Source organism: Streptomyces sp. NPDC020898 (assembly GCF_044333925.1).
Classification (GTDB): Bacteria; Actinomycetota; Actinomycetes; order Streptomycetales; family Streptomycetaceae; genus Streptomyces.
The window spans coordinates 37,099-58,667 of the sequence record NZ_JBIRRV010000010.1 but is presented as its reverse complement, the minus strand read 5'-3'; the positions used below and the strand labels follow the sequence as shown (position 1 = coordinate 58,667).

Sequence of the window (21,569 nt, the reverse complement as noted above, 5' to 3'; positions counted from 1 at the left end):
CGGACAGGTAATTCGACATCAGACCGCATCAGACCGACGGCCCACCCGGGCACTCACCCAGTCACCACCGGTTCACGGCAGAACGGCACAAGGCGACGTATGCCCCAGCACACCTCCGGGTCCGACCGGGCGGCGGCCCCACCGGCCGCCCGCGACGGCGGTAACGTGCGCCCGCCCGCTCCCTCGACGCTCGACGAGCTGTGGCGTTCGTACAAGACGACGGGCGACGAGCGGCTGCGCGAGCAGCTGATCCTGCACTACTCGCCGCTCGTGAAGTACGTCGCCGGCCGGGTGAGCGTCGGGCTGCCGCCCAACGTCGAGCAGGCGGACTTCGTCTCCTCCGGGGTGTTCGGGCTGATCGACGCGATCGAGAAGTTCGACATCGAGCGGGAGATCAAGTTCGAGACGTACGCGATCACGCGCATCCGGGGCGCGATGATCGACGAACTGCGGGCGCTGGACTGGATCCCGCGGTCGGTGCGGCAGAAGGCGCGGAACGTGGAGCGGGCATACACGACGCTGGAGGCGCGGCTGCGGCGGACGCCGTCGGAGGGTGAGGTCGCCGCCGAGATGGGCATCGCGGTGGACGATCTCCACGCGGTGTTCAGCCAGTTGTCGCTGGCGAATGTCGTGGCGCTGGAGGAACTGCTGCACGCCGGGGGTGAGGGCGGGGACCGGCTGAGCCTCATGGACACGCTGGAGGACACCGCCGCCGACAACCCGGTCGAGGTGGCCGAGGGTCGCGAACTCAGGCGGTTCCTGGCTCGGGCGATCAACACGCTGCCCGACCGGGAGAAGACCGTGGTGACGCTGTACTACTACGAGGGCCTCACTCTCGCGGAGATCGGCAACGTGCTCGGTGTGACCGAGAGCCGGGTCAGCCAGATCCACACGAAGTCGGTCCTGCAACTGCGCGCGAAACTGGCGAGCTTCGGTCGCTGAGCCGGCCGGTCCGGTCTGTCCGGCCGACCTTGGTGGCCGGAGTGTCTCCCCTCCGGGGCGGTCCGTCCGTACAGTGGTTGACGTGCCAAGGATTCGAGCGGCCTCCGTGGCCGAGCACCGGTCGATGCAGCGAGCCGCCCTGTTGGACGCGGCGAGGTCCCTGCTGTCCGAGGGCGGGACGGAGGCGCTGACCTTCCCGGCTCTTGCCGAGCGGACAGGGCTGGCGCGGTCCTCCGTCTATGAGTACTTCCGGTCGCGGGCGGCCGTCGTCGAGGAACTGTGCGAGGTCGACTTCCCGGTCTGGGCGGCCGAGGTCGAGGCGGCGATGGCCGCGGCGGACGGGCCCGAGGGCAAGGTCGAGGCGTATGTGCGCAGGCAGCTCGCCCTGGTGGGCGACCGACGGCACCGGGCCGTGGTGGCGATCTCGGCGAGCGAGCTGGACGCGGGGGCCCGGGAGAAGATCCGGGCGGCGCACGGGGCGCTCGTGGCCATGGTGGTCGAGGCGCTGCGGGACATCGGGCATGAGCAGCCTCGGATGGCCGCGATGCTCTTGCAGGGGATCGTCGACGCGGCTGTGCGGCGGATCGAGTTCGGGGTGGCGGAAGATCCTGCGGTGATCACGGATGCGGCTGTGGGGATGGCTCTGCGGGGTGTGCGGGGCTGAACCCGGCCGCGGGCGGGGCAGCGGGGTAGTGGGCTGAGAGTCGGTCGCGGGGATGCATGCCCGCCGCAGGCTCCGCCGCGTCTACGTCGGCAGCGGTACGCCCAGTACCGGCAGCAGGCGGGACGGGCCCCTGCGGAGCAGCCACGGGGGAAGCAGCGTCAACGGGTCCAGGTACGTGTCCCCTCTCAGCAGACCCCAGTGCACACACGCGGCCGTGCAGTGCCCGGCCCCGATCTCCACCGTGCCCACCACCTCGCCCGCCGTCACCTCCGCGCCCTTTTTCACCGTGGCCGTCACCGGTTCGTAGGTCGTGCGCAGGGATGGGGTGCCCGTGCCCGACAGCTCCACCGAGACGACGCCCCTTCCCGCCACCCGGCCTGCGAAGTGCACCCGGCCCGGTGCCACTGCCCGGACCGGGGCGCCGGGGGTGGCAGTCAGGTCCACGCCTCGGTGGCCGCGGGCGTAGGGCGATGGGGGCGGTTCCCAGGCTCGTAGGACCAGCGGGCGGGTTCCGACCGGCCAGGTGCGGCCGACGGTCGGGGTGGGCGGGGCGTTTGTCGAGGTGGGGTCGGTCCGGGGTGCCGGGGCTGTCCAGGCTCCCCGTGCCGTCGACGCCGCCGATGCCGTCAACGTCAGGCACAGCAGCAGTCCAAGCCCCGTACGCACTCCTCGTTTCGCTCGCATGGGAGGAGCCTGGCCGGATTCGTGGCGGTGTGGGCGGGCCTGTGGAGTACTGACCGGTTGTGGACAACGGCGTCACCCGAGGCCTCGCGGGTCCCGTACACTTCCTTTGGCGATCCGGGTCACCGGGTCGACTTCGCACGCCCCGGCATCCAGCCCCGTACAGGGTGGGTGTCAGCGCCTCTCGGTCCCTCGTGGCAAGGCGTATGCGGGCGTCAGGCGTGGGTGCCGGCCGGTGCCCACAGCACAACCGAGAAACACAAGGAGAACGGCCATGGCCGTCGTCACGATGCGGGAGCTGCTGGAAAGCGGCGTCCACTTCGGTCACCAGACCCGTCGTTGGAACCCGAAGATGAAGCGCTTCATCTTCACGGAGCGCAACGGCATCTACATCATCGACCTGCTCCAGTCGCTGTCGTACATCGACCGCGCCTACGAGTTCGTCAAGGAGACCGTCGCCCACGGCGGCACGGTCATGTTCGTCGGCACGAAGAAGCAGGCGCAGGAGGCGATCGCCGAGCAGGCGACCCGCGTCGGCATGCCTTACGTCAACCAGCGCTGGCTGGGCGGCATGCTCACCAACTTCTCGACCGTCTACAAGCGTCTGCAGCGCCTCAAGGAGCTTGAGCAGATCGACTTCGAGGACGTCGCCGCGTCCGGTCTGACCAAGAAGGAGCTTCTCGTGCTCTCGCGCGAGAAGGCCAAGCTGGAGAAGACCCTCGGTGGTATCCGCGAGATGTCCAAGGTGCCCAGCGCCGTCTGGATCGTGGACACCAAGAAGGAGCACATCGCGGTCGGTGAGGCCCGGAAGCTCAACATTCCGGTCGTCGCGATCCTCGACACCAACTGCGACCCCGACGAGGTCGACTACAAGATCCCGGGCAACGACGACGCGATCCGCTCCGTCACCCTGCTCACCCGCGTGATCGCCGACGCTGTCGCCGAGGGCCTCATGTCCCGTTCCGGCGTCAACACCGGTGACAAGGGCGAGAAGGCCGTCGCCGAGCCCCTCGCCGAGTGGGAGCGCGAGCTCCTCGAGGGCGAGAAGAAGGCCGACGACGCCGAGGCCCCCGCCGCTGAGGCCGCTGCTGTTGAGGCCCCCGCCGAGGAGGCCGCTGCCGAGGCTCCGGCCGAGGCCGCTGCTGACGCCGAGGTCGCCGCTGAGGCCCCCGTCGAGGCTCCCGTCGCCGAGGCTCCGGCCGCGGACGCCGAGCAGGCCTGACCCTCACCCCTTCGGGTTGTTGACGGCGGGGGCACCTCCATCGGGCCCCCGCCTTCGATCCGTAGATCTTTCAGACTTCGAGAGAGACTCCGAGAATCATGGCGAACTACACCGCCGCCGACGTCAAGAAGCTCCGTGAGCTCACCGGCGCCGGCATGATGGACTGCAAGAAGGCGCTGGACGAGGCCGAGGGCGATGTCGACAAGGCCGTAGAGGCCCTGCGCATCAAGGGCCAGAAGGGCGTCGCCAAGCGCGAGGGCCGTTCCGCCGAGAACGGCGCCGTCGTCTCGATCATCGCCGACGACAACACCTCCGGTGTTCTGGTCGAGCTGAAGTGCGAGACGGACTTCGTCGCCAAGGGCGAGAAGTTCCAGGCTGCCGCGGGCACGCTCGCCGAGCACGTCGCCAAGACCTCCCCGGCCGACCTGGAGGCGCTCCTCGCCTCCGAGATCGAGCCCGGCAAGACGGTTCAGGCGTTCGTCGACGAGGCCAACGCCAACCTGGGCGAGAAGATCGTCCTGGACCGCTTCGCGCAGTTCGCGGACGGTTTCGTACTGGCGTACATGCACCGCACGATGCCCGACCTGCCCCCGCAGATCGGTGTCCTCGTCGAGCTGGACAAGCCCAACGCCGAGGTCGCCAAGGGCATCGCTCAGCACATCGCCGCCTTCGCGCCGAAGTACCTCTCCAAGGAGGACGTGCCGGCCGAGGTCGTCGAGACCGAGCGTCGTGTCGCCGAGGAGACCACCCGCGCCGAGGGCAAGCCCGAGGCCGCCCTGCCGAAGATCGTCGAGGGGCGCGTCAACGGCTTCTTCAAGGACGCCACGCTGCTCGGCCAGCCGTACGCGCTGGACAACAAGAAGTCCGTCCAGAAGGTCCTGGACGAGGCCGGTGTCACCCTGAAGCGCTTCACGCGCATCAAGGTCGGCATCTGAGTCCGTACCGCGATCGACGCGCGGCCCACGTAGGCATGCCTATAGGGTCGACGGCAGTCGCGCGCGTACGCCGTCACGCACGCGCGCGTGGCGGACGACAGCAGATCTGACGAGGAGGCCATTGCCGAACATGGGATGCGATCGACACCCCATCGGCAGTGGCCTCCTTCGTATGTGTGACACGTGAAGAGGCGAGATTCTCCATGACCACCAAGGCCCAGAAGAGCGACGACGGCAAAGTGCGCGGCCGGTACATGCTGAAGCTGTCCGGAGAGGCCTTCTCCGGTGGCGGGGGCCTGGGCGTCGACCCCGACGTGGTGCACAAGATCGCCCGTGAGATCGCGGCCGTCGTGCGCGACGGCTCCCAGATCGCCGTCGTCCTCGGCGGCGGCAACTTCTTTCGCGGCGCGGAACTCCAGCAGCGCGGCATGGACCGGGCCCGCTCGGACTACATGGGCATGCTCGGCACCGTCATGAACTGCCTCGCTCTCCAGGACTTCCTGGAGAAGGAGGGCATCGACAGCCGGGTCCAGACCGCCATCACCATGGGGCAGGTCGCCGAGCCCTACATCCCGCTGCGCGCCGTACGGCACCTGGAGAAGGGCCGTGTGGTCATCTTCGGCGCCGGTATGGGCATGCCGTACTTCTCCACCGACACCACCGCCGCACAGCGCGCCCTGGAGATCGACGCCGAGGCGCTGCTGATGGGCAAGAACGGCGTGGACGGGGTCTACGACTCCGACCCGAAGACCAACCCCGAGGCCGTCAAGTTCGACTCGCTCGGCTACGGCGAGGTCATCACCCGGGACCTCAAGGTCGCCGATATGACCGCGATCACGCTGTGCCGCGACAACAAGCTCCCGATCCTGGTCTTCGAGCTTCTGGCCGAGGGCAATATCGCTCGGGCCGTCAAGGGTGAGAAGATCGGCACTCTCGTGGGTGAACACAGCAGCCGGGACTGACCGGGGATCAGCCCTGCCCGGGGACGCACCCTGAGCGGGGGATGGACAATGTCCTGCCGGTCGGGAACCGTGCAGGAAGAAGACGCGACGCAGCCGGCCGCCGAACCCGACCGAGAACAGCAGCCGGGCCTACTCAAGACACGCAGGAGCAAGTGGTGATCGAAGAGACCCTCCTCGAGGCCGAGGAGAAGATGGAGAAGGCCGTCGTGGTCGCCAAGGAGGACTTCGCCGCGATCCGCACCGGCCGTGCGCACCCGGCGATGTTCAACAAGATCGTGGCCGACTACTACGGCGCGTTGACGCCGATCAACCAGTTGGCCTCGTTCTCCGTGCCCGAACCGCGCATGGCGGTGGTGACCCCGTTCGACAAGACCGCGATGCGCAACATCGAGCAGGCGATCCGCGACTCCGACCTCGGCGTCAACCCGAGCAATGACGGAAACATCATCCGCGTGGTGTTCCCCGAGCTCACCCAGGAGCGCCGCAAGGACTACATCAAGGTGGCCCGGACCAAGGCCGAGGACTCCAAGATCTCGATCCGGGCGATCCGGCGCAAGGCCAAGGACGCCATCGACAAGTTCGTCAAGGACGGCGAGGTCGGCGAGGACGAGGGCCGCCGCGCGGAGAAGGAGCTCGACGACACCACCGCGAAGTACGTCACGCAGGTGGACGAGCTCCTCAAGCACAAGGAAGCGGAGCTTCTCGAAGTCTGATGAACGACTCTTCCTGGGGGGCGCCGCCACACGCCGGGTACTGGGGGCCGTCCGACCAGGGGCCTGTCCAGGGGGCTGCCCCGGCGGGTCCCACGTACGATGCGCAGCACGCGCCGCAGACTCGCCCCATGCCCATCGTGCCCGACGTACCCGCACATGGCGGAAACCAGGATGACGACAGGGGGGCCGCTCGGCCGGGCGGCCCCTTGTTCCGCGACGAGATGCCGCAGGCACAGCCCTATGGGGCGGTGCCGCAGAAGCCGGATTCCATGCCCACGCCCGACGATGCCTCGCAGCCCGCCCCCGCACCGCAGAAGAAGAGCGCGGGGCGGGACCTGGGCGCGGCCATAGGGGTCGGCGTCGGGCTCGGTGCGGTGATCATCGCGTCGTTGTTCGTCGTCAAGGCCGCCTTCGTCGGCGTGATAACTGTCGCCGTCGTGGTGGGCCTGTGGGAGCTGACGTCCCGGCTCCAGGAGCGCAAGGGCATCAAGGCACCCCTGGTGCCGCTCGCGCTCGGCGGGGCCGCGATGGTCGTCTCCGGATACGTCCGGGGTCCCGAGGGCGCATGGGTCGCGATGGCGCTCACCGCGCTCGCCGTCCTGGTCTGGCGCATGACGGAACCACCGGAGGGCTACCTCAGGGACGTCACGGCAGGGGTCTTCGCGGCCTTCTACGTCCCGTTCCTGGCCACGTTCGTCGCGATGATGCTCACCGCCGACGACGGTGCGCAGCGCGTGATGACGTTCCTGCTCCTGACCGTCGTCAGCGACACCGGCGCGTATGCGATCGGCTGGCGCTTCGGCAAGAACAAGCTCGCGCCGCGCATCAGCCCCGGCAAGACCCGCGAGGGCCTGTTCGGAGCGGTCGCGTTCGCGATGGTGGCGGGCGCGCTGCTCATGGAGTTCGCGATCGACGACGGCACCTGGTGGCAGGGTCTGGTGCTGGGCCTCGCGGTCGCGGTCAGTGCCACGCTGGGCGACCTCGGTGAGTCCATGATCAAGCGGGACCTGGGCATCAAGGACATGGGCACACTGCTGCCGGGGCACGGCGGCATCATGGACCGGCTGGACTCGTTGCTGCCGACGGCTCCGGTCGTGTGGTTGCTGTTCGTCGCCTTCGTCGGGTGAGGTCGATCGGAATGTTCCAGTACGGTCCGGGTTTCCTGTGAAACACCTATGTCGGCCTGAAACCACCCCTTTCGAACCTAAGATCGACTTCAGTGCGGTCGATGTGTCCGGAAGGGGTGGCGTGCATGTGGGGGCGTAGTCGTCTCAAGCAGCAGCGGCAGGCCGAGGGGCTGGCAGCTGTCGTCGGCCCTGTCGAGGCGGCCGATGCCGCTCACCAGGCGCTGCTGGAGCTGCGCCGGGCGGTGCAGGGCGAACTGGCACGGCTCGAAGCGCTCCTCGACCGGGGCGACGGGCTGCCCTCGGACACCATCCGCGAGCAGACGCTCGGCGCGGTGAGCGTCTTCGCCGACCTGGACGGTGTGTCCCGGCGCTACGACGAGATCCGCACCGGGACCGTCGTGGCGGCCGAGCACGGTGTCGAGGTGGCCGCGCCCTGGCTGGAAGCGCTCGGGGGGCACATCAGGACGATGACCGAGCTGGGGGAGACGTTCACCGGAGTCGGTGAATCCATCGCCTATCTCCGCGAGCGCACCGAACGGCTGCGCGCCGACCTGGTCCCGCTGCGCGAGGGGGCCCACACGGCCCTGCGTGCCGCCCAGGACGAGCTGGCCGCCGCCCGGGGCGCCGACGACTGGGACGACTGGCAGGCCGGCCTCACGGCCCTGGGCGATCAGTTGACCGAGCTCGACGGGGGCCGTGTCACACCGACGGCCCGGCGCAAGGTCAGCGATCACTATCGCGAGCTGGAGCGGGAGGTCGTGCAGCTCCGGGGGGTCATGGCCGCTGCGCCTCGGTGAGGGTGTAGAGGGCCTGCTGGGCTGGGCTTTTGTTCCTGCTGCGGGGGTTGTCCACAGGGCGGCGAGGGGCCTGTCCGGATGTCTGCGGCACTGGTATGGCCGTGCCTAAGCCCGGAGAACTGGCACTGATCCGGCAGCAACAGGCCCCCTACCTGCGCGTTTGGTGCAGGTAGGGGGCCTGTTTCGGTAGCTGGGCCGTCTGTGGGCCGTGGGGCTGCGCCGATCAGGCCTGTGAGAGGCGGCGGCGAACCACCGCGCCGCTCGCGGCGATGAACTGTGCGGTGGCGGCACGGTACCGGTTCAAACGGCTGGTGTACCCGGCTTGGTCGACATTGCCGCGACGCCAGTAGCTACCGAGTTGCTGGCCGGCCTTGTTCAGTTCGTCCAGTGCTGAGAGCAGGGTCTGATCTGTCGAAAGGATGTGCAGCCGGGCAGATGCCAGCTCGTGAGCTGACAGATCCCAGTTGCTGACGCGGTCTTCCATGCTGAGGACCTGCTCTTCCCAGACCCGGTTCTGGAAGTCTCGGGATGAGGCGGCTAACAGGGCACATTGCTCCAAGAGCAGCTCTGCCAGGCGAGCCTTGCCCTCAGCGCGCTTCACGAGGTGCTGTCCCAATAGCGCGATCGCCGCACCGACGATGGTTGCGAGCAACGTCCCCCATGCGTCCATAGTCGGCATTGTTCCCTCGCCGTCACTCGCTGCATGCCGAATCGGTGGACGCAGTTACTGAGGCGGTACGTGCTTGTCGAGGGAAAGAACGCTGTCCACTGCTTTGTTGGTTCGCTCCTGACTCGATGGCATGAGGTGCGCGTACACACGCAGGGTCAGCCCCGGGTCGGAGTCCCCCAGGTACTGGCTGACGGCCTTGATGTTCTCGCCGGCGTCCAGGAGCGCGGACGCGTAGAAGTGCCTCAGCGCGTGCATGCCGTGCTCGCGCGCGGACTCGTACTTGGCGCCCTTCTCGACTTGGAGCTTCTCAAGACCACCGATGTTCGCGAAGGGCGGCCAGGAGCTCGACGGCCTCGGTGACGTACTGGTAGACGGTGGTGGTGCCGATCCCGAAGCCGGCCGCGAGCTGGGCACAGGGCCGGCCGTTGCGCAGGTGGACGAGGGTGAGCAGGGCCTGTCGGCCCGCGCTCAGGCGCCGCCATCGGGTGCCGAGAATGCGCCGACGTTCCGGGCTTCATCCGCCTGTCAGGCCAACTGCTCAGCCAACGCGGGAGGTTGGAAAAGGCTCACTGCGTACCGCCGACGGAGTTGAGACGATCAGGGTGCTGTGCGAGCGCATTCTGCAGGAGCTCATGAGGCCGCCACTGAGACCATCGGCGCCGCCCCGGGCGAGCACTCCGACCAGCGCACCACCTGGCGCAACGGGCACCGGGAGAGGCTGCTGACCAGCCAGGCCGGCGACCTCGATCTGAAGATCCCCAAGGTGCGGACCGGGTCGTTCTCCCCCTCTCTGCTGGATCGGCGCCGGCGGATCGACCGGGCTCTGTTCGCCGTGGTCATGGAGGCATACGTGCATGAGGTCTCGACCCGCTCGGTCGAGGTGCAGGGAGGACGTACAGCCAGACCCCAAGGCAGGAGACGTCCAGATCACGCTGCTGATAGCCGGACCTCGCTCGGCATGGCGGCGGCATTTTGCTGACTTAGCATGAAAAAGTAGCGCTTGGTTAGTTCGATTACTGCTCGAGCAGGAAAGCAGGGTCACATCATGTACATGATGCGCGAGGTCTACCAAGCTGAACGCGGGAAGGCGCCGGAGATCGTGGCGGCGTTCAAGACCCTCACCAAGATGTTTGAGGAGGCCGGGTACGCGAACCGGCGAATCTACGTCGACTACGCCGGTCCCATGGATACGGTCGTCTGCCAATGGGAATTCGACAGCCTCGACCAGTACTTCTCCATGGAGCGAGCTTCCTTCGTGGATCCCAACGCCCAGTCACTGATCGATACGCTCAACAGCAACGCGGTATCCGGCTACAAGGAGATCTACGAGGTCATCCAGTAGCGGATCGCGTGGGCGGCAGAGGCCACCGTCACCCGCGCGTTCCCGAGCCACGACCGGCTACACCACTCAGCGGGACGCCACCGTTCACCGCCGTGCGCGCACCCCGCCTGACTGAGGGCCGGCCCATGGGCGGTCCGTCTGTCCAGCGGCCCGTCTCGTAGAGTCGGACAAGCTGTACCCGACCGGTAGAACTTGCACGGGCTCTACCAGCACAGACGCACCCTCCGACTATGGCGTGCGGGCCGCCTGTGGGCCGTCCGAGGGGGCCCATGACGACCAGAGACGACCAACGACGACCACCCACCCCGGCTCGCGCACCAGGTCACACGATTCGATCTGCGACACTGGTACAGCCATGCCTAAGCCCGGAGAACTCACATTCGTCGCCCCGCGCGGAGCTCAGAAGCCGCCGCGGCATCTCGCCGATCTCACGCCCGCTGAGCGTAAAGAGGCGGTTGCCGCGATCGGTGAGAAGCCGTTTCGTGCCAAGCAGCTCTCGCAGCACTACTTCGCGCGGTTCGCGCACGATCCGGCCGAGTGGACGGACATTCCGGCCGCCTCGCGCGGCAAGCTCCAGGAGGCGCTGCTTCCGGAGCTGATGACGGTCGTCCGTCATCTGTCGACCGACCAGGAGACCACGCGTAAGACGCTGTGGCGGATGGTCGACGGGACGCTCGTCGAGTCGGTGCTCATGCGGTACCCGGACCGGGTGACCATGTGCATCAGCTCGCAGGCCGGCTGCGGGATGAACTGCCCGTTCTGCGCGACCGGGCAGGCGGGGCTGGACCGGAATCTGTCCACCGCCGAGATCGTGCATCAGATTGTCGATGGCATGCGGGCGCTGAGGGACGGCGAGATTCCTGGCGGTCCTGCGCGTCTCTCCAACATCGTGTTCATGGGCATGGGCGAGCCCCTCGCCAACTACAAGCGGGTCGTCGGTGCCATCCGCGCGCTGACTGACCCCGAGCCGGACGGGCTCGGGCTGTCGCAGCGTGGGATCACCGTCTCGACCGTCGGACTGGTACCGGCCATCCACCGGTTCTCCGACGAGGGCTTCAAGTGCCGCCTCGCCATCTCCCTGCACGCCCCCGACGACGAGCTGCGCGACACCCTCGTGCCCGTCAACACGCGGTGGAAGGTGCGGGAGGTTCTCGACGCAGGGTGGGAGTACGCGGCCCGGTCGGGGCGCCGGCTGTCCATCGAGTACGCGCTGATCCGGGACATCAACGACCAGGCCTGGCGTGGGGACCGGCTCGGGCGGCTGCTCAAGGGCAAGCCTGTGCACGTCAACCTGATTCCGCTGAACCCGACTCCGGGGTCGAAGTGGACCGCCTCGCGGCCCGAGGACGAGAAGGCGTTCGTCGAGGCGATCGCCGCCCACGGGGTGCCCGTCACCGTTCGGGACACCCGGGGGCAGGAGATCGACGGGGCGTGCGGGCAGCTCGCGGCCACCGAGCGGTAGTCTTACGCCGTACATACATATCTTCATATTCCGACAGGGGAGCGCCACAGCGCTGAGAGTGCGGCAGCCAGATCACATTGGTGGGCCGCAGACCCTCTGAACCTCGCCCAGGTCATTCTGGGTAGGAAGTTCGGTCATCACTCTTGCTGTTGCGCCCTGCCCGGGACCCGTCCGTCGGGTCGCGGGCAGGGCCGCGTCTCTTCCTGGTCATCCCAGGAGGAAAATTCCAGTGAGCATCACCAGGCAGGTCACGGCCGTGGCCGTCGGGCTCGGCCTTGTCACGCTGACCGCGTGCGGGTCCGAGGACGGCGGGGGCAGCGGCTCGGCTGCCGAGTCCAAGACAGTCACCCTCATCAGCCATGACTCGTGGGCCGTCTCGAAGGGCGTCCTCGCCGCCTTCGAGAAGCAGTCCGGGTACACCGTCAAGGTCCTCAAGGACGGCGACGCCGGGCAGGCCGTCAACAAGGCGATCCTGACCAAGGACAACCCGCAGGGCGACGTCTTCTTCGGCGTCGACAACACCCTGCTCTCCCGCGCGCTCGACAACGGGCTTTTCCAGCCGTACGAGGTGAAGGACGCCGGCGCGATCCTGCCCGCGTACCGGGCTGACCAGGACAAGCACCGGGTCACGCCGATCGACACCGGTGACATCTGCGTCAACTACGACAAGGCCTGGTTCAGCGAGCACAAGCTGACCCCGCCCGAGTCCCTCGACGATCTGATCAAGCCCGCGTACAAAAATCTGCTGGTCACCGAGAACGCCTCCACCTCCTCTCCCGGGCTCGGGTTCCTGCTCGGGAGCGCCGCCAAGTACGGCGACGACGGCTGGGTCGACTACTGGACGAAGCTCAAGGCCAACGGCGTGAAGGTCGTCGACGGGTGGGAGCAGGCCTACAACGAGGAGTTCTCCGGGTCGGCCGGCGGTAAGAAGGCCAAGGGCGACCGGCCGCTCGTCGTCTCGTACGCCTCCTCGCCGCCCGCCGAGGTGATCTTCGCCGACCCGAAGCCGGCCACCGCCCCGACGGGGGTCGCCACCGGCACCTGCTTCCGGCAGGTCGAGTACGCCGGGCTACTGAGCAACGCCAAGAACGGCACGGGCGGCAAGGCGCTGCTCGACTTCCTTGTCGGCAAGACCTTCCAGGAGGACATGCCGCTGAACATGTTCGTGTACCCCGTGCGGGAGGGTGCCCAGGTGCCCGCCGAGTTCACCGAGTTCGGGCCGCAGGCCAAGGACCCCGAGACCATGGACCCCGCGAAGATCGCCGAACACCGTGACCAGTGGGTCAAGGCGTGGACATCGCTCGTACTGAAGTAGCCGCAGGAGCGGAAGCAGGCGAAGCGGCCGATGTGGCCGCGCGCGGGAAGGGCGCTGCTCTGCGGGGCGCCCTGCTCGTGCTGCCCGTCGTCTTCTTCGCGCTCTTCTTCGCCTACCCCGTCGCCGCGATCGTCGCGCGCGGTCTCCACGTCGACGGGGTCTGGCGGTTCGGGCAGGTGGGGGAGGTGCTCGGGGACTCCGGCATCCGGCACGTCCTCTGGTTCACCACCTGGCAGGCGCTCGCGTCGACCGTGCTCACGCTGCTGATCGCGCTCCCCGGCGCGTATGTCTTCGCGCGCTTCGATTTCAGGGGCAAGCAGATTCTGCGGGCCGTGGTGACCGTGCCGTTCGTGCTGCCGACGGTCGTCGTCGGTACGGCGTTCCTGGCGCTGGTCGGGCGCGGCGGGCTGCTCGACGAGCTGTGGGGCATACGGCTGGACACGACCGTGTGGGCGATCCTGCTCGCGCATGTCTTCTTCAACTACGCCGTCGTCGTACGGACCGTTGGAGGGCTGTGGGCGCAGCTCGATCCGCGGCAGGAGGAGGCCGCGCGGATGCTCGGCGCCTCGCGGTTCGCGGCCTGGCGGCGGGTCACCCTGCCCGCCCTCGGGCCCGCTGTCGCCGCCGCCGCGCTCATGGTCTTCCTCTTCACGTTCACGTCCTTCGGGGTGGTGCAGATCCTCGGCGGGCCGACCTTCGCCACCCTCGAAGTGGAGATCTACCGCCAGACCTCGGAGATCTTCGACCTCGGGACGGCCGCCGTCCTGACGATCGTCCAGTTCGTGGCCGTGGGCGCGATCCTCGCCGTGCACGCCGGGACGGTACGGCGGCGGGAGAGCGCCCTGCGGCTCGTGGCGCCGGAGACGACAGCGCGCCGGCCGCGCGGCCGGGGGCAATGGGCGCTCTTGGGTGGGGTGCTGGCGAGTATCGCCCTGCTGCTCGTGCTGCCGCTCGGCGTGCTCGTGCAGCGGTCGTTCGGTACGCCCGGGGGTGCCGGCCTTGGTTACTACAGGGCGCTCACCAGCGACGACTCCGGGATCTTCCTGGTGGCGCCGATCGCCGCGATCGGGAACTCGCTCCAGTACGCCGTCGCCGCCACCGGCATCGCCGTCGTCGTCGGGTCGCTGGCCGCCGTGGCACTCACCCGGCGCGATGCCGGGCGGATCGTACGGGGGTTCGACGCGCTGTTGATGCTGCCGCTCGGGGTGTCGGCGGTGACCGTCGGGTTCGGGTTCCTCATCGCGCTCGACGAGCCGCCGCTGGATCTGCGGAGCAGCTGGATCCTCGTACCGCTGGCGCAGGCGCTGGTCGGGGTGCCGTTCGTCGTGCGGACCATGCTGCCGGTGCTGCGGGCCGTGGACGGGCGGCTCAGGGAGGCGGCGGCCGTGCTCGGGGCCTCGCCCTGGCGGGTGTGGCGTGAGGTCGATCTGCCGATCGTGCGGCGGGCGCTGCTGGTCGCGGCCGGGTTCGCGTTCGCCGTGTCGCTCGGTGAGTTCGGGGCGACCGTGTTCATCGCCCGGCCCGACAATCCGACCCTGCCGGTCGCGGTGGCCCGGCTGCTCGGGCGCCCGGGTGACCTCAACTACGGCCAGGCGATGGCCCTTTCGACGATCTTGATGGTGGTGTGTGCGGTGGCCCTGCTGGTGCTGGAGCGGCTGCGGACCGACCGGACGGGGGAGTTCTGACCATGCTCAGTCTCGAAGGCGCGACCGTACGGTTCGGGCCGCGGGCCGTGCTCGACGATGTCGGTCTCGATGTCGACGAGCACGAGATCGTGTGCGTGCTGGGGCCGAGCGGCAGCGGCAAGTCGACGCTGCTGCGGGCGGTTGCGGGACTCCAACCCCTGGACGCGGGGCGGGTGTTGCTCGACGGCCGGGATCTCTCCGGTGTGCCGGCGCACAAGCGCGAGGTCGGTCTGATGTTCCAGGACCACCAGCTGTTCCCCCAGCGGGACGTTGGTGGCAACGTCGCCTTCGGGCTGCGTATGCACCGCGTGTCCAGGGCTCAACAGGACGTGCGTGTGCGGGAGTTGCTGGAGTTGGTTGGGTTGCCGGGGGCCGCTGGGCGGGCCGTCGCCGCGCTGTCCGGCGGGGAGCAGCAGCGCGTCGCCCTGGCCCGCGCTCTCGCGCCCCGCCCCCGGCTGCTGATGCTCGATGAGCCGCTCGGCCAGCTGGACCGCTCGCTGCGCGAGCGGCTCGTCGTCGAACTCCGGGAACTCTTCGGGCGGTTGGGCACCACCGTGCTCGCCGTGACCCACGACCAGGGCGAGGCCTTCGCCCTCGCCGACCGGGTGATCGTGATGCGCGACGGGCGGATCGCCCAGTCCGGTACGCCGCTCGAGGTCTGGCAGCGGCCTGTTGATGAGTTCGTGGCGCGGTTTCTCGGCTTCGACAATGTCGTCGGGGCGACGGTGAGCGGGCAGGTCGCGGACACGCCCTGGGGCAAGGTGCCGGTTCCTGAGGGCGCCGTGCAGGGGGTGCGCACGCTGCTCGTACGGCCCGCCGGTGTGCGTCTGGTGCCTGCCGACGAGGGCCTGCGCTGCTCCGTGGCCGCGCGTACCTTCCGGGGTACGCATGTCGCCGTGCAGCTTCAGCCGGAGGATGCGCCTCGGCTGGAGGCGGCGTGTGCGCTGCGGGAGGCGCCGGAGTCGGGGGATGAGGTCGGGGTCGCCTTCGATGCGGCGGAAGTTGTCGTGCTGGGGTGAGGGGTCGGCTGTTTTCGCCCCCGCCGCCCCTACCCGTCCCATCCATGGGGGCTGCGCCCCCAGACCCCCCTTTCGCGCTGGACGCGCTCGTCCTCAAACGCCGGACGGGCTGAGAGGCGGGGGCCTGGGCTGGAGAAGCGGCGGGGGCTGGTGGGTGGGAGAGAAGCTGGGGCCGGACGGGCCTTGTCCTCGAACGCCGGACGGGCTGAGAGGCGGGGGCCTGGGCTGGAGAAGCGGCGGGGGCTGGTGGGTGGGAGAGAAGCTGGGGCCGGACGGGTCTCGTCCTCGAACGCCGGACGGGCTGAAGATGCCGCCGGTGGTTGAGAGGTTCCGCTGTCGCGCTGAAAATCCCGGGCCTGGGGTGATGGTGCGGCCTTAGGGTTCGGGGCATGATGACGCTCGAACATGACCGCTATTGCGATGAAATCGCCCACCAGGTGGGGCAGTTGAGGACTGTCGTGACCTCCGGTGCCGATCTGTCCGCGACCGTGCCTACCTGTCCCGAGTGGTCGCTGGAGCAGCTGGTGCGGCACACGGGTGGTGCGCTGCGGTGGGTGGACATGCTGGTGCGCACGCGGGCCGAGGGGGACGTCGACGAGGAAGCGGTGCCCCTGGGCGGCGGTCCCGATGTCCAGGGTGATGCCGCCGCGTTGGACGCCTGGCTGGCCGAGACCGGTGAGCTGGTCGTCGGTGCGCTGCGTGAGGCCGGGCCGGACACCGCGGTGTGGGCGTGGGCCGGGATCCACACGTCGGGGTTCTGGGCGCGCCGGATGGCCCACGAGATCACCGTCCACCGCGCGGACGCGACCCTCGCCGCCGGGCTGCCGTACGAGGTCGCGGCCGACATCGCCGCCGACGCGATCGACGAGTGGCTGCAGATCGTCGAGTTCGTGCAGCGGACCGAGCCGCACGACGCTGCGGTGGAACTGCGCGGGCCCGGTCGCAGTATTCATCTGCATGCCACGGACACCGCCCCCGAGCTGAACGCCGAGTGGCTCGTCGAGCTGACGGAGGACGTCCTCGTATGGCGTCGTGGCCACGAGAAGGCGACGGTCGCCCTGCGCGGCCCGCTCACCGACGTCATGCTCGCCTTCTACCGCCGACTGCCCCTGGACAGCTCCCGGTTGGAAGTCCTCGGGGACCGGGAGCTGCTGGAGTTCTGGCTGGAGAGGGCCACCTTCGGGTGACAGGTGACAGGTGACAGGTGACAGCGGAGTGGCCCGCCCCTTGATACCGGGGCGGGCCACAACGTACTGCGGGACAGCGGGTGGAGCGGAACGTCAGCGGTTGCCGGCCGTTCCACGACGGCGCATGCCGAAGAAGACAGCGCCGCCACCGACGGCGACCAGGGCAGCCGCGATACCGGCGATCACACCGGTGTTCGAGCTGGCGCCGGTCTCGGCGAGGTTGGAGCTGCCGCCCGCGGGGGTGGGAACGCTGTCCGCCGGGGCAGCCGGGGTGCTCTCCGGCGCCGACGGGGTCGGGGTGGCGGACTCCTCGGGCTCCGATGCCGACGGGGTCGGCGTGGCGGGCTCCGAGGGGGTCGGGGTCTCCGACACCGGCGGGGTGGGCGTTGGGGTCGGGGTCGGCTCCGTCTTGCAGGCCTCGCCCGGGGTGGTCAGATCCGGCTTGATGTCCTCGTCGACCTGGTTGCCGGCCTTGATGTGAACGCGGTACGTCGCGTTCGGCGCCCAGTCCTCCGAGAAGTCGACGGTGACGCCCTCGCGGGTGCCCACGACGTCCTGGGTGCCGATGAGCTTTTCGCCCAGGAACACGGTGACCGTGGCGGGGGTGCCCGACGGGTCCTTGTCGGTGACGCTGATGACACCCTTTTCGCCGTCGCACTTGGCGGCGGCGGAGAACTCACTGATGTTGCAGGCGAACGCGTTGCCGGCGACGCCCAGGGCGAGCGCGGCCGAAGCGGACGCAACACCGAGAATGCGCACAGAACGTGCGGTACGGCGAGATATGGACACGATTGCCCTTCGCGGGATGCACAACTGAGGGGGGTGGAGGGAGTGATGAGACCTCATCACCTCGTCACTCCCAGGAGAATCACAGGTTTATAAGCGCGGCGTAAGGGCTGTCAATCTGTATGCAGGTTCCAGGCATTGGTTTTGCCTACCCGTTAACCGGCGAGGCGTTTCAAGGCCTCCGGAGCGTCTTCGATCCGGTCGACGAGGGCGATACGGTCCTCCATCGCCCGCTCGCGCGCGAGAGCTTGGAGCAGTGGCCAGGCGGGCAGCCGTTCGGTCCAGTGCGCCCGGTTCACCAGCACCATCGGTGTGGGCTCGCCGCGCGACTCGTAGTAGTTCGGAGTCGCGTTGTCGAAGATCTCCTGTACGGTCCCGGCGGCGCCCGGCAGGAAGACGATCCCCGCGTTCGAGCGGGCCAACAGGCCGTCCTCGCGGGTGGCGTTGGCGAAGTACTTGGCGATGTGCGAGGCGAAGGCGTTCGGCGGCTCGTGCCCGTAGAACCAGGTCGGGATGCCGACCGAACTGCCGCCCTTGGGCCAGCGCGAGCGGACCTCGAAGGCGGCGCGCGCCCAGTCGGTGATCGAGGGCGCGAACGACGGTGCCCCGGCGAGGAGTTCGCACGCCTTGTCGAGCATGGCGTCCTCGAAGGGGGCCGCGTACGCCCCGAGGTTCGCCGCCTCCATCGCGCCCGGCCCGCCGCCCGTGGCCACCGTGAACCCCGCGCGCGTCAGCTCGCGCCCCAGGCGCGCGGCACCGGCGTACGCCTCGGTCCCGCGGGCCATCGCGTGCCCGCCCATCACCCCCACCACCCGCGTCCCGTACAGGAGTTCGTCGAGGGCGTCGGAGATGGCGTCGTCGTGGACCGAGCGCAGCATCGAGGCGAAGATGTCGCCGTCGGCCTTGGTGAGCTGGAACCAGGCGTACGCGAGGGCGTCGGGCGTCCGCTCGTACCCCTTGTCGAGCCCGGCGAACAGCTCGTGCGGCGAGTAGAGATGGCCGCGGTACGGGTCGAAGGGCAGGTCCGGGACGGGCGGGAAGACCAGGGCGCCGTCCGTACGGATCTTCGCCGCCGCGTCCTCACGCATCGGGCAGCCGAGGAAGACGGCGCCCGCGGTGTCGCTGGCCAGCAGTTCTTTCGTACGGTCCGTCAGATCGACGGCCTGGACGCGGAATCCGGCGAGGGTGCCGCGCGCCGAGACGGTCGCGTCGAACTCCTGGAGCGTCTCGATCTCACGGTCGTCGTGGTGGGCCGCATGGGCGGGGCTCGTCTGCACCCGCCCATGTAAGCACGGCCCGTGACACGGCCCGGTTCAGCCCTGGATCGCTGCCGGGTCCATCCAGGCCACCTCCCAGTGGTGACCGTCGAGGTCGTCGAAGGAGCGGCCGTACATGAAGCCGTGGTCCTGGGTCTCGCCCGCCGGTGAGCCGCCGATGGCGAGCGCCCTGTCGACCAGCTCGTCGACCTTCTCGCGGCTCTCGGCGCTCAGCGCGATCATCACCTCGCTGGTCTGCGTCGCGTCCGCGATCTCCTTCTTGGTGAAGGTCGCGTAGAACGGCTTCTTGAGCAGCATCGCGACGACGCTGTCGCTGATCACGACGGACGCCGCGTTCTCGTCGGTGAACTGCGGGTTGATCGTGTAGCCGAGTTCCGTGAAGAACTTCTTCGAGGCGTCGAGGTCGTTCACGGGCAGGTTCACGAAGATCATCTGCTGGTACGTCGGCGAGGTCATCGGAGTATCTCCCATCGGATGCGTGCTGTTCGAGGGGTAGACGCCGGGGCGGCGCGGAACTCATCGGCGGGTGCGGACTTTTTTCGTACGGGTTTTCAGGCGGCCAGCGGCAGGGCGGCCAGCTCCGCGATCACGAGGGTCAGCGGGGCGAACAGGGCGAGGAGGGCGCCCGCGCGCAGGGCGGCGGCGGTGCGCAGCGTCGTGGCCGGGGCGCCCAGGCGGAGCAGGGCCGCCGTGGTGTCCGCGCGGGCGTGTCTGGCCTCCGCGGCGGCCGTGAGGAGCGCGGCGACGGTGGCGCCCGCCACGACCAGGGCACCCAGAGTGGTCAGGGGGCCGAGGGACGGGTCGTCGGCAGCGTCGTCGTAGAGCACGATCATGGCGTACGCGCCCGACGCCACCGCGCAGACGACGCCCAGCGGGCGGCCGATGCGGGTCGCCTCCTCCATGAGGACGCGGCCGGCCAGGAGGCGGAGGGCGCCGGGGCGGACGGCCTGGAGCAGGCGTCCGCAGAGGTGGGTGAGGCCGGGGCCGGCGAGGGCGAGGCCCAGGGCGGTGAGGGTCCAGCCGACCAGTACGGCGGCGGGGCTGCCGGTGGCTCCGCCGGGCATGGCGAGGCCGGTGGCGGTGGTGTCCCGGCCGGCGTACGCCTCCACGGCGAGGCCCGCGGCCAGCACCGCGATACCCCAGGGGAGCTCTCGGGGGGTCGGGCGGGGGGCGGGGAGGGGGTGCGGGTCGGTGCTGGTGAGGTTGGGTTCCTGGGCGGGGTCGCTGGAGGTGCCCGGGGTGGGTGCTGGGAGGTGGGACGCGCTGCCCGGCGCTGACGGGGTGCCGCCTCGCTGTGGGACGGGCGCCGCCCCAACGGCACTGCTGCCCGCAGCTTTGCGGCCTTGGGGCGCTGCCCGGCAGGTTTCCCGGGGGCGCAGCAGCAGGGCGACCGACAAGGACGCCGCCACCGGGACCAGGGTCAGCAGGGTCAGGGCGGCAGGGAGGGGGAGGGGCTGGTCCGCGGCCAGGAAGGCTGCCGCGTCGCCGTCGAACGGCATGCCGGTGAGGTCGCCCCGCAGATGGAGGAAGAGCAGGAGGGCCAGCATCGAGCCCAGCAGGCAGGAGAGGGCCGTGGTCGTGGCCGAGATCGCCATCAGACGGGCCGGGCCCAGGCCGATCGCCGACAGGCCGGGGCGCGGTCGCGTGCCGGGGTCGGTACGTGCGACGGTCACCGCGAAGTACACCGTGGCCGCGAGGGGTGCGACGCACCAGGCCAGGCGCAGGGCCGAGCCGCCGGGGGTGTCCTGGTGGGCGAGGGCGTGGCCCAGGGTGGACAGGAGGAGGAAGCCCGTGGCCGCCGACGCCGTCGCGACCAGCAGACGGCGGAACTGGACGGCCGGCTGGGAGCCGCGGGCTAGACGGAGAGCGAGCACGCGGCTCGGCCTTCCGTGTCCGTCTCGTTCCCGGGCCCCGTTCCGTCGACCGGGGGCAGATGGACGGTGTTCACGCGCCGCCCGTCGAGCAGCGGGACCGTGCGGTCCGCCAGCGCCGCCGTGTCCGCGTCGTGTGTCGCCAGGACCACCGTGATGCCGTGCGAGCGGGCCGCTGTCGTCAGGGTCCGCAGCACCTGGGCCCGGTCCGCCCGGTACAGGGGCGCCGTCGGTTCGTCCGCGAAGAGGACCGTGGGCGCTGAGGCCAGGGCCCGGGCGATCGAGACGCGCTGGCGTTCGGACTGGCGCAGCTCGTACGGGCGTTTGCGGGCCCGGTCGCCGATGTCCAGGCGCTCCAGCCACTCCATGGCCGCCGTCCTGGCCCGCCCGCGGCTGGTGCCGCGCAGCATGAGGGGCAGGGCCGCGTTCTCCCAGACGTTCAGTTCCGGTACGAGGACGGGGGCCGGGTCGATCCAGCCGAACCGGTCGCGGCGCAGCCGTTCCCGGGAGAGCGGGCCCATCGTGTGCACGGGCACGCTGTTGAACCAGACCTCGCCCCGCAGCGGTCGTACCAGGCCCGAGAGGCAGCGCAGCAGGGTCGTCTTGCCGCTGCCGCGCGGACCGCTGACGGCGAGGATCTCGCCCTCGCGCACACCGAGCGAGACACCGCTCAGCGCGGGCGAGCCGTCCTCGTGCTGGAAGTGCAGGGCGCGTGCCCAGAGCACGTCGTTGTCCGGCGGGGCCACCATCGCGTACACCTCGGTTCAGATCCGTTTTGCCGTGCCAATCCCCCGTGCGGGGGAACGAAGGCAGGGCCGATCGGTTACAGGCACGCTAGGTATTCGGTGGCGCGGGGCCGGACAGCACACGGCCCGGGTACGCCCGTTCTCACTCCTACGGGTGTACCCGGGC

21 protein-coding genes, 3 pseudogenes and 1 riboswitch are annotated in these 21,569 nt (G+C 69.6%); of the genes and pseudogenes, 15 read left to right on the top strand and 9 right to left on the bottom strand.

Annotation, left to right across the window (positions count from 1 at the left end; genetic code table 11):
- Positions 1–99 precede the first annotated feature (99 nt).
- Together whiG and ACH4TV_RS28845 are read left to right on the top strand one after the other, a co-directional pair.
- Positions 100–942 (top strand): RNA polymerase sigma factor WhiG, encoded by an 843-nt coding sequence (gene whiG, locus ACH4TV_RS28850; protein WP_398403112.1) that lies wholly within the window; start codon positions 100–102, stop codon positions 940–942.
- A 106-nt stretch (positions 943–1,048) separates the two neighbouring features.
- Positions 1,049–1,606 (top strand): TetR/AcrR family transcriptional regulator, encoded by a 558-nt coding sequence (locus tag ACH4TV_RS28845; RefSeq protein ID WP_398403550.1) that lies wholly within the window; start codon positions 1,049–1,051, stop codon positions 1,604–1,606.
- Between the two features lie 81 nt (positions 1,607–1,687).
- Here the strand turns inward: ACH4TV_RS28845 and ACH4TV_RS28840 are convergent, their stop codons facing one another.
- A complete protein-coding gene (locus ACH4TV_RS28840; protein ID WP_398403110.1) occupies positions 1,688–2,290 on the bottom strand; it encodes a M23 family metallopeptidase in 603 nt (200 codons plus the stop codon).
- A 271-nt stretch (positions 2,291–2,561) separates the two neighbouring features.
- Between ACH4TV_RS28840 and rpsB the strand changes: the two genes are divergently transcribed.
- The 6 genes from rpsB (at position 2,562) to ACH4TV_RS28810 (ending at position 8,043) form a co-directional block, all read left to right on the top strand.
- The gene (gene rpsB, locus ACH4TV_RS28835) at positions 2,562–3,509 is read left to right on the top strand and encodes a 30S ribosomal protein S2 (RefSeq protein WP_398403108.1); all 948 of its coding nucleotides are present in this window, start codon (positions 2,562–2,564) and stop codon (positions 3,507–3,509) included.
- A gap of 98 nt (positions 3,510–3,607) precedes the next feature.
- Entirely contained in the window at positions 3,608–4,444 is an 837-nt protein-coding gene (gene tsf, locus ACH4TV_RS28830; RefSeq protein ID WP_398403106.1) for a translation elongation factor Ts, read from the top strand.
- 203 nt (positions 4,445–4,647) lie between these two features.
- A complete protein-coding gene (gene pyrH / locus ACH4TV_RS28825; RefSeq protein ID WP_398403104.1) occupies positions 4,648–5,406 on the top strand; it encodes a UMP kinase in 759 nt (252 codons plus the stop codon).
- Between the two features lie 155 nt (positions 5,407–5,561).
- Positions 5,562–6,119, top strand: a complete 558-nt coding sequence (gene frr / locus ACH4TV_RS28820; RefSeq protein ID WP_398403102.1) for a ribosome recycling factor — start codon at positions 5,562–5,564, stop codon at positions 6,117–6,119.
- Positions 6,119–7,246: a phosphatidate cytidylyltransferase gene (locus ACH4TV_RS28815; RefSeq protein WP_398403100.1), complete on the top strand. Its 1,128-nt coding sequence runs from the start codon at positions 6,119–6,121 to the stop codon at positions 7,244–7,246. Before frr ends, ACH4TV_RS28815 begins: the two co-directional genes overlap by 1 nt.
- A gap of 125 nt (positions 7,247–7,371) precedes the next feature.
- On the top strand, positions 7,372–8,043 hold the full coding sequence (locus ACH4TV_RS28810) for a hypothetical protein (RefSeq protein WP_398403098.1): 672 nt from the start codon (positions 7,372–7,374) through the stop codon (positions 8,041–8,043).
- Positions 8,044–8,266: 223 nt separating this feature from the next.
- Here ACH4TV_RS28810 and ACH4TV_RS28805 read toward each other — a convergent pair whose 3' ends face one another.
- The 3 genes and pseudogenes from ACH4TV_RS28805 to ACH4TV_RS28795 form a co-directional block, all read right to left on the bottom strand.
- Positions 8,267–8,713 (bottom strand): hypothetical protein, encoded by a 447-nt coding sequence (locus ACH4TV_RS28805; RefSeq protein ID WP_398403096.1) that lies wholly within the window; start codon positions 8,711–8,713, stop codon positions 8,267–8,269.
- A 54-nt stretch (positions 8,714–8,767) separates the two neighbouring features.
- A pseudogene (locus ACH4TV_RS28800) lies at positions 8,768–8,989 on the bottom strand (site-specific integrase); the annotation flags it as partial.
- A 52-nt stretch (positions 8,990–9,041) separates the two neighbouring features.
- Positions 9,042–9,218, bottom strand: a pseudogene (locus ACH4TV_RS28795) (transposase family protein); the annotation flags it as partial.
- Positions 9,219–9,309: 91 nt separating this feature from the next.
- Between ACH4TV_RS28795 and ACH4TV_RS28790 the strand changes: the two are divergent.
- The 7 genes and pseudogenes from ACH4TV_RS28790 to ACH4TV_RS28760 form a co-directional block, all read left to right on the top strand.
- Positions 9,310–9,593, top strand: a pseudogene (locus ACH4TV_RS28790) (transposase); the annotation flags it as partial.
- A 165-nt stretch (positions 9,594–9,758) separates the two neighbouring features.
- Positions 9,759–10,055 (top strand): hypothetical protein, encoded by a 297-nt coding sequence (locus ACH4TV_RS28785; RefSeq protein WP_398403094.1) that lies wholly within the window; start codon positions 9,759–9,761, stop codon positions 10,053–10,055.
- 355 nt (positions 10,056–10,410) lie between these two features.
- Positions 10,411–11,517, top strand: a complete 1,107-nt coding sequence (gene rlmN, locus ACH4TV_RS28780) for a 23S rRNA (adenine(2503)-C(2))-methyltransferase RlmN (protein WP_398403092.1) — start codon at positions 10,411–10,413, stop codon at positions 11,515–11,517.
- Between the two features lie 25 nt (positions 11,518–11,542).
- Positions 11,543–11,663, top strand: a riboswitch (TPP riboswitch).
- Between the two features lie 83 nt (positions 11,664–11,746).
- Entirely contained in the window at positions 11,747–12,832 is a 1,086-nt protein-coding gene (locus tag ACH4TV_RS28775) for a thiamine ABC transporter substrate binding subunit (protein ID WP_398403091.1), read from the top strand.
- Positions 12,808–14,517 carry an ABC transporter permease gene (locus tag ACH4TV_RS28770; RefSeq protein ID WP_398403089.1) on the top strand — a complete coding sequence of 570 codons (1,710 nt, stop codon included), beginning with the start codon at positions 12,808–12,810 and terminating at the stop codon, positions 14,515–14,517. Before ACH4TV_RS28775 ends, ACH4TV_RS28770 begins: the two co-directional genes overlap by 25 nt.
- Before the next feature lie 2 nt (positions 14,518–14,519).
- Positions 14,520–15,536 carry an ABC transporter ATP-binding protein gene (locus tag ACH4TV_RS28765; RefSeq protein ID WP_398403087.1) on the top strand — a complete coding sequence of 339 codons (1,017 nt, stop codon included), beginning with the start codon at positions 14,520–14,522 and terminating at the stop codon, positions 15,534–15,536.
- Between the two features lie 389 nt (positions 15,537–15,925).
- A complete protein-coding gene (locus ACH4TV_RS28760) occupies positions 15,926–16,723 on the top strand; it encodes a maleylpyruvate isomerase N-terminal domain-containing protein (protein ID WP_398403085.1) in 798 nt (265 codons plus the stop codon).
- Positions 16,724–16,816: 93 nt separating this feature from the next.
- Here the strand turns inward: ACH4TV_RS28760 and ACH4TV_RS28755 are convergent, their stop codons facing one another.
- From ACH4TV_RS28755 to ACH4TV_RS28735, 5 genes are all read right to left on the bottom strand, one after another.
- A complete protein-coding gene (locus ACH4TV_RS28755) occupies positions 16,817–17,512 on the bottom strand; it encodes an LAETG motif-containing sortase-dependent surface protein (RefSeq protein ID WP_398403083.1) in 696 nt (231 codons plus the stop codon).
- Between the two features lie 152 nt (positions 17,513–17,664).
- Positions 17,665–18,786 (bottom strand): LOG family protein, encoded by a 1,122-nt coding sequence (locus ACH4TV_RS28750; protein WP_398403081.1) that lies wholly within the window; start codon positions 18,784–18,786, stop codon positions 17,665–17,667.
- A gap of 36 nt (positions 18,787–18,822) precedes the next feature.
- Positions 18,823–19,242 carry a VOC family protein gene (locus ACH4TV_RS28745; protein WP_398403079.1) on the bottom strand — a complete coding sequence of 140 codons (420 nt, stop codon included), beginning with the start codon at positions 19,240–19,242 and terminating at the stop codon, positions 18,823–18,825.
- 95 nt (positions 19,243–19,337) lie between these two features.
- Positions 19,338–20,660: a hypothetical protein gene (locus ACH4TV_RS28740; protein ID WP_398403077.1), complete on the bottom strand. Its 1,323-nt coding sequence runs from the start codon at positions 20,658–20,660 to the stop codon at positions 19,338–19,340.
- Positions 20,642–21,406: an ABC transporter ATP-binding protein gene (locus ACH4TV_RS28735; protein WP_398403075.1), complete on the bottom strand. Its 765-nt coding sequence runs from the start codon at positions 21,404–21,406 to the stop codon at positions 20,642–20,644. Before ACH4TV_RS28735 ends, ACH4TV_RS28740 begins: the two co-directional genes overlap by 19 nt.
- Positions 21,407–21,569 lie beyond the last annotated feature (163 nt).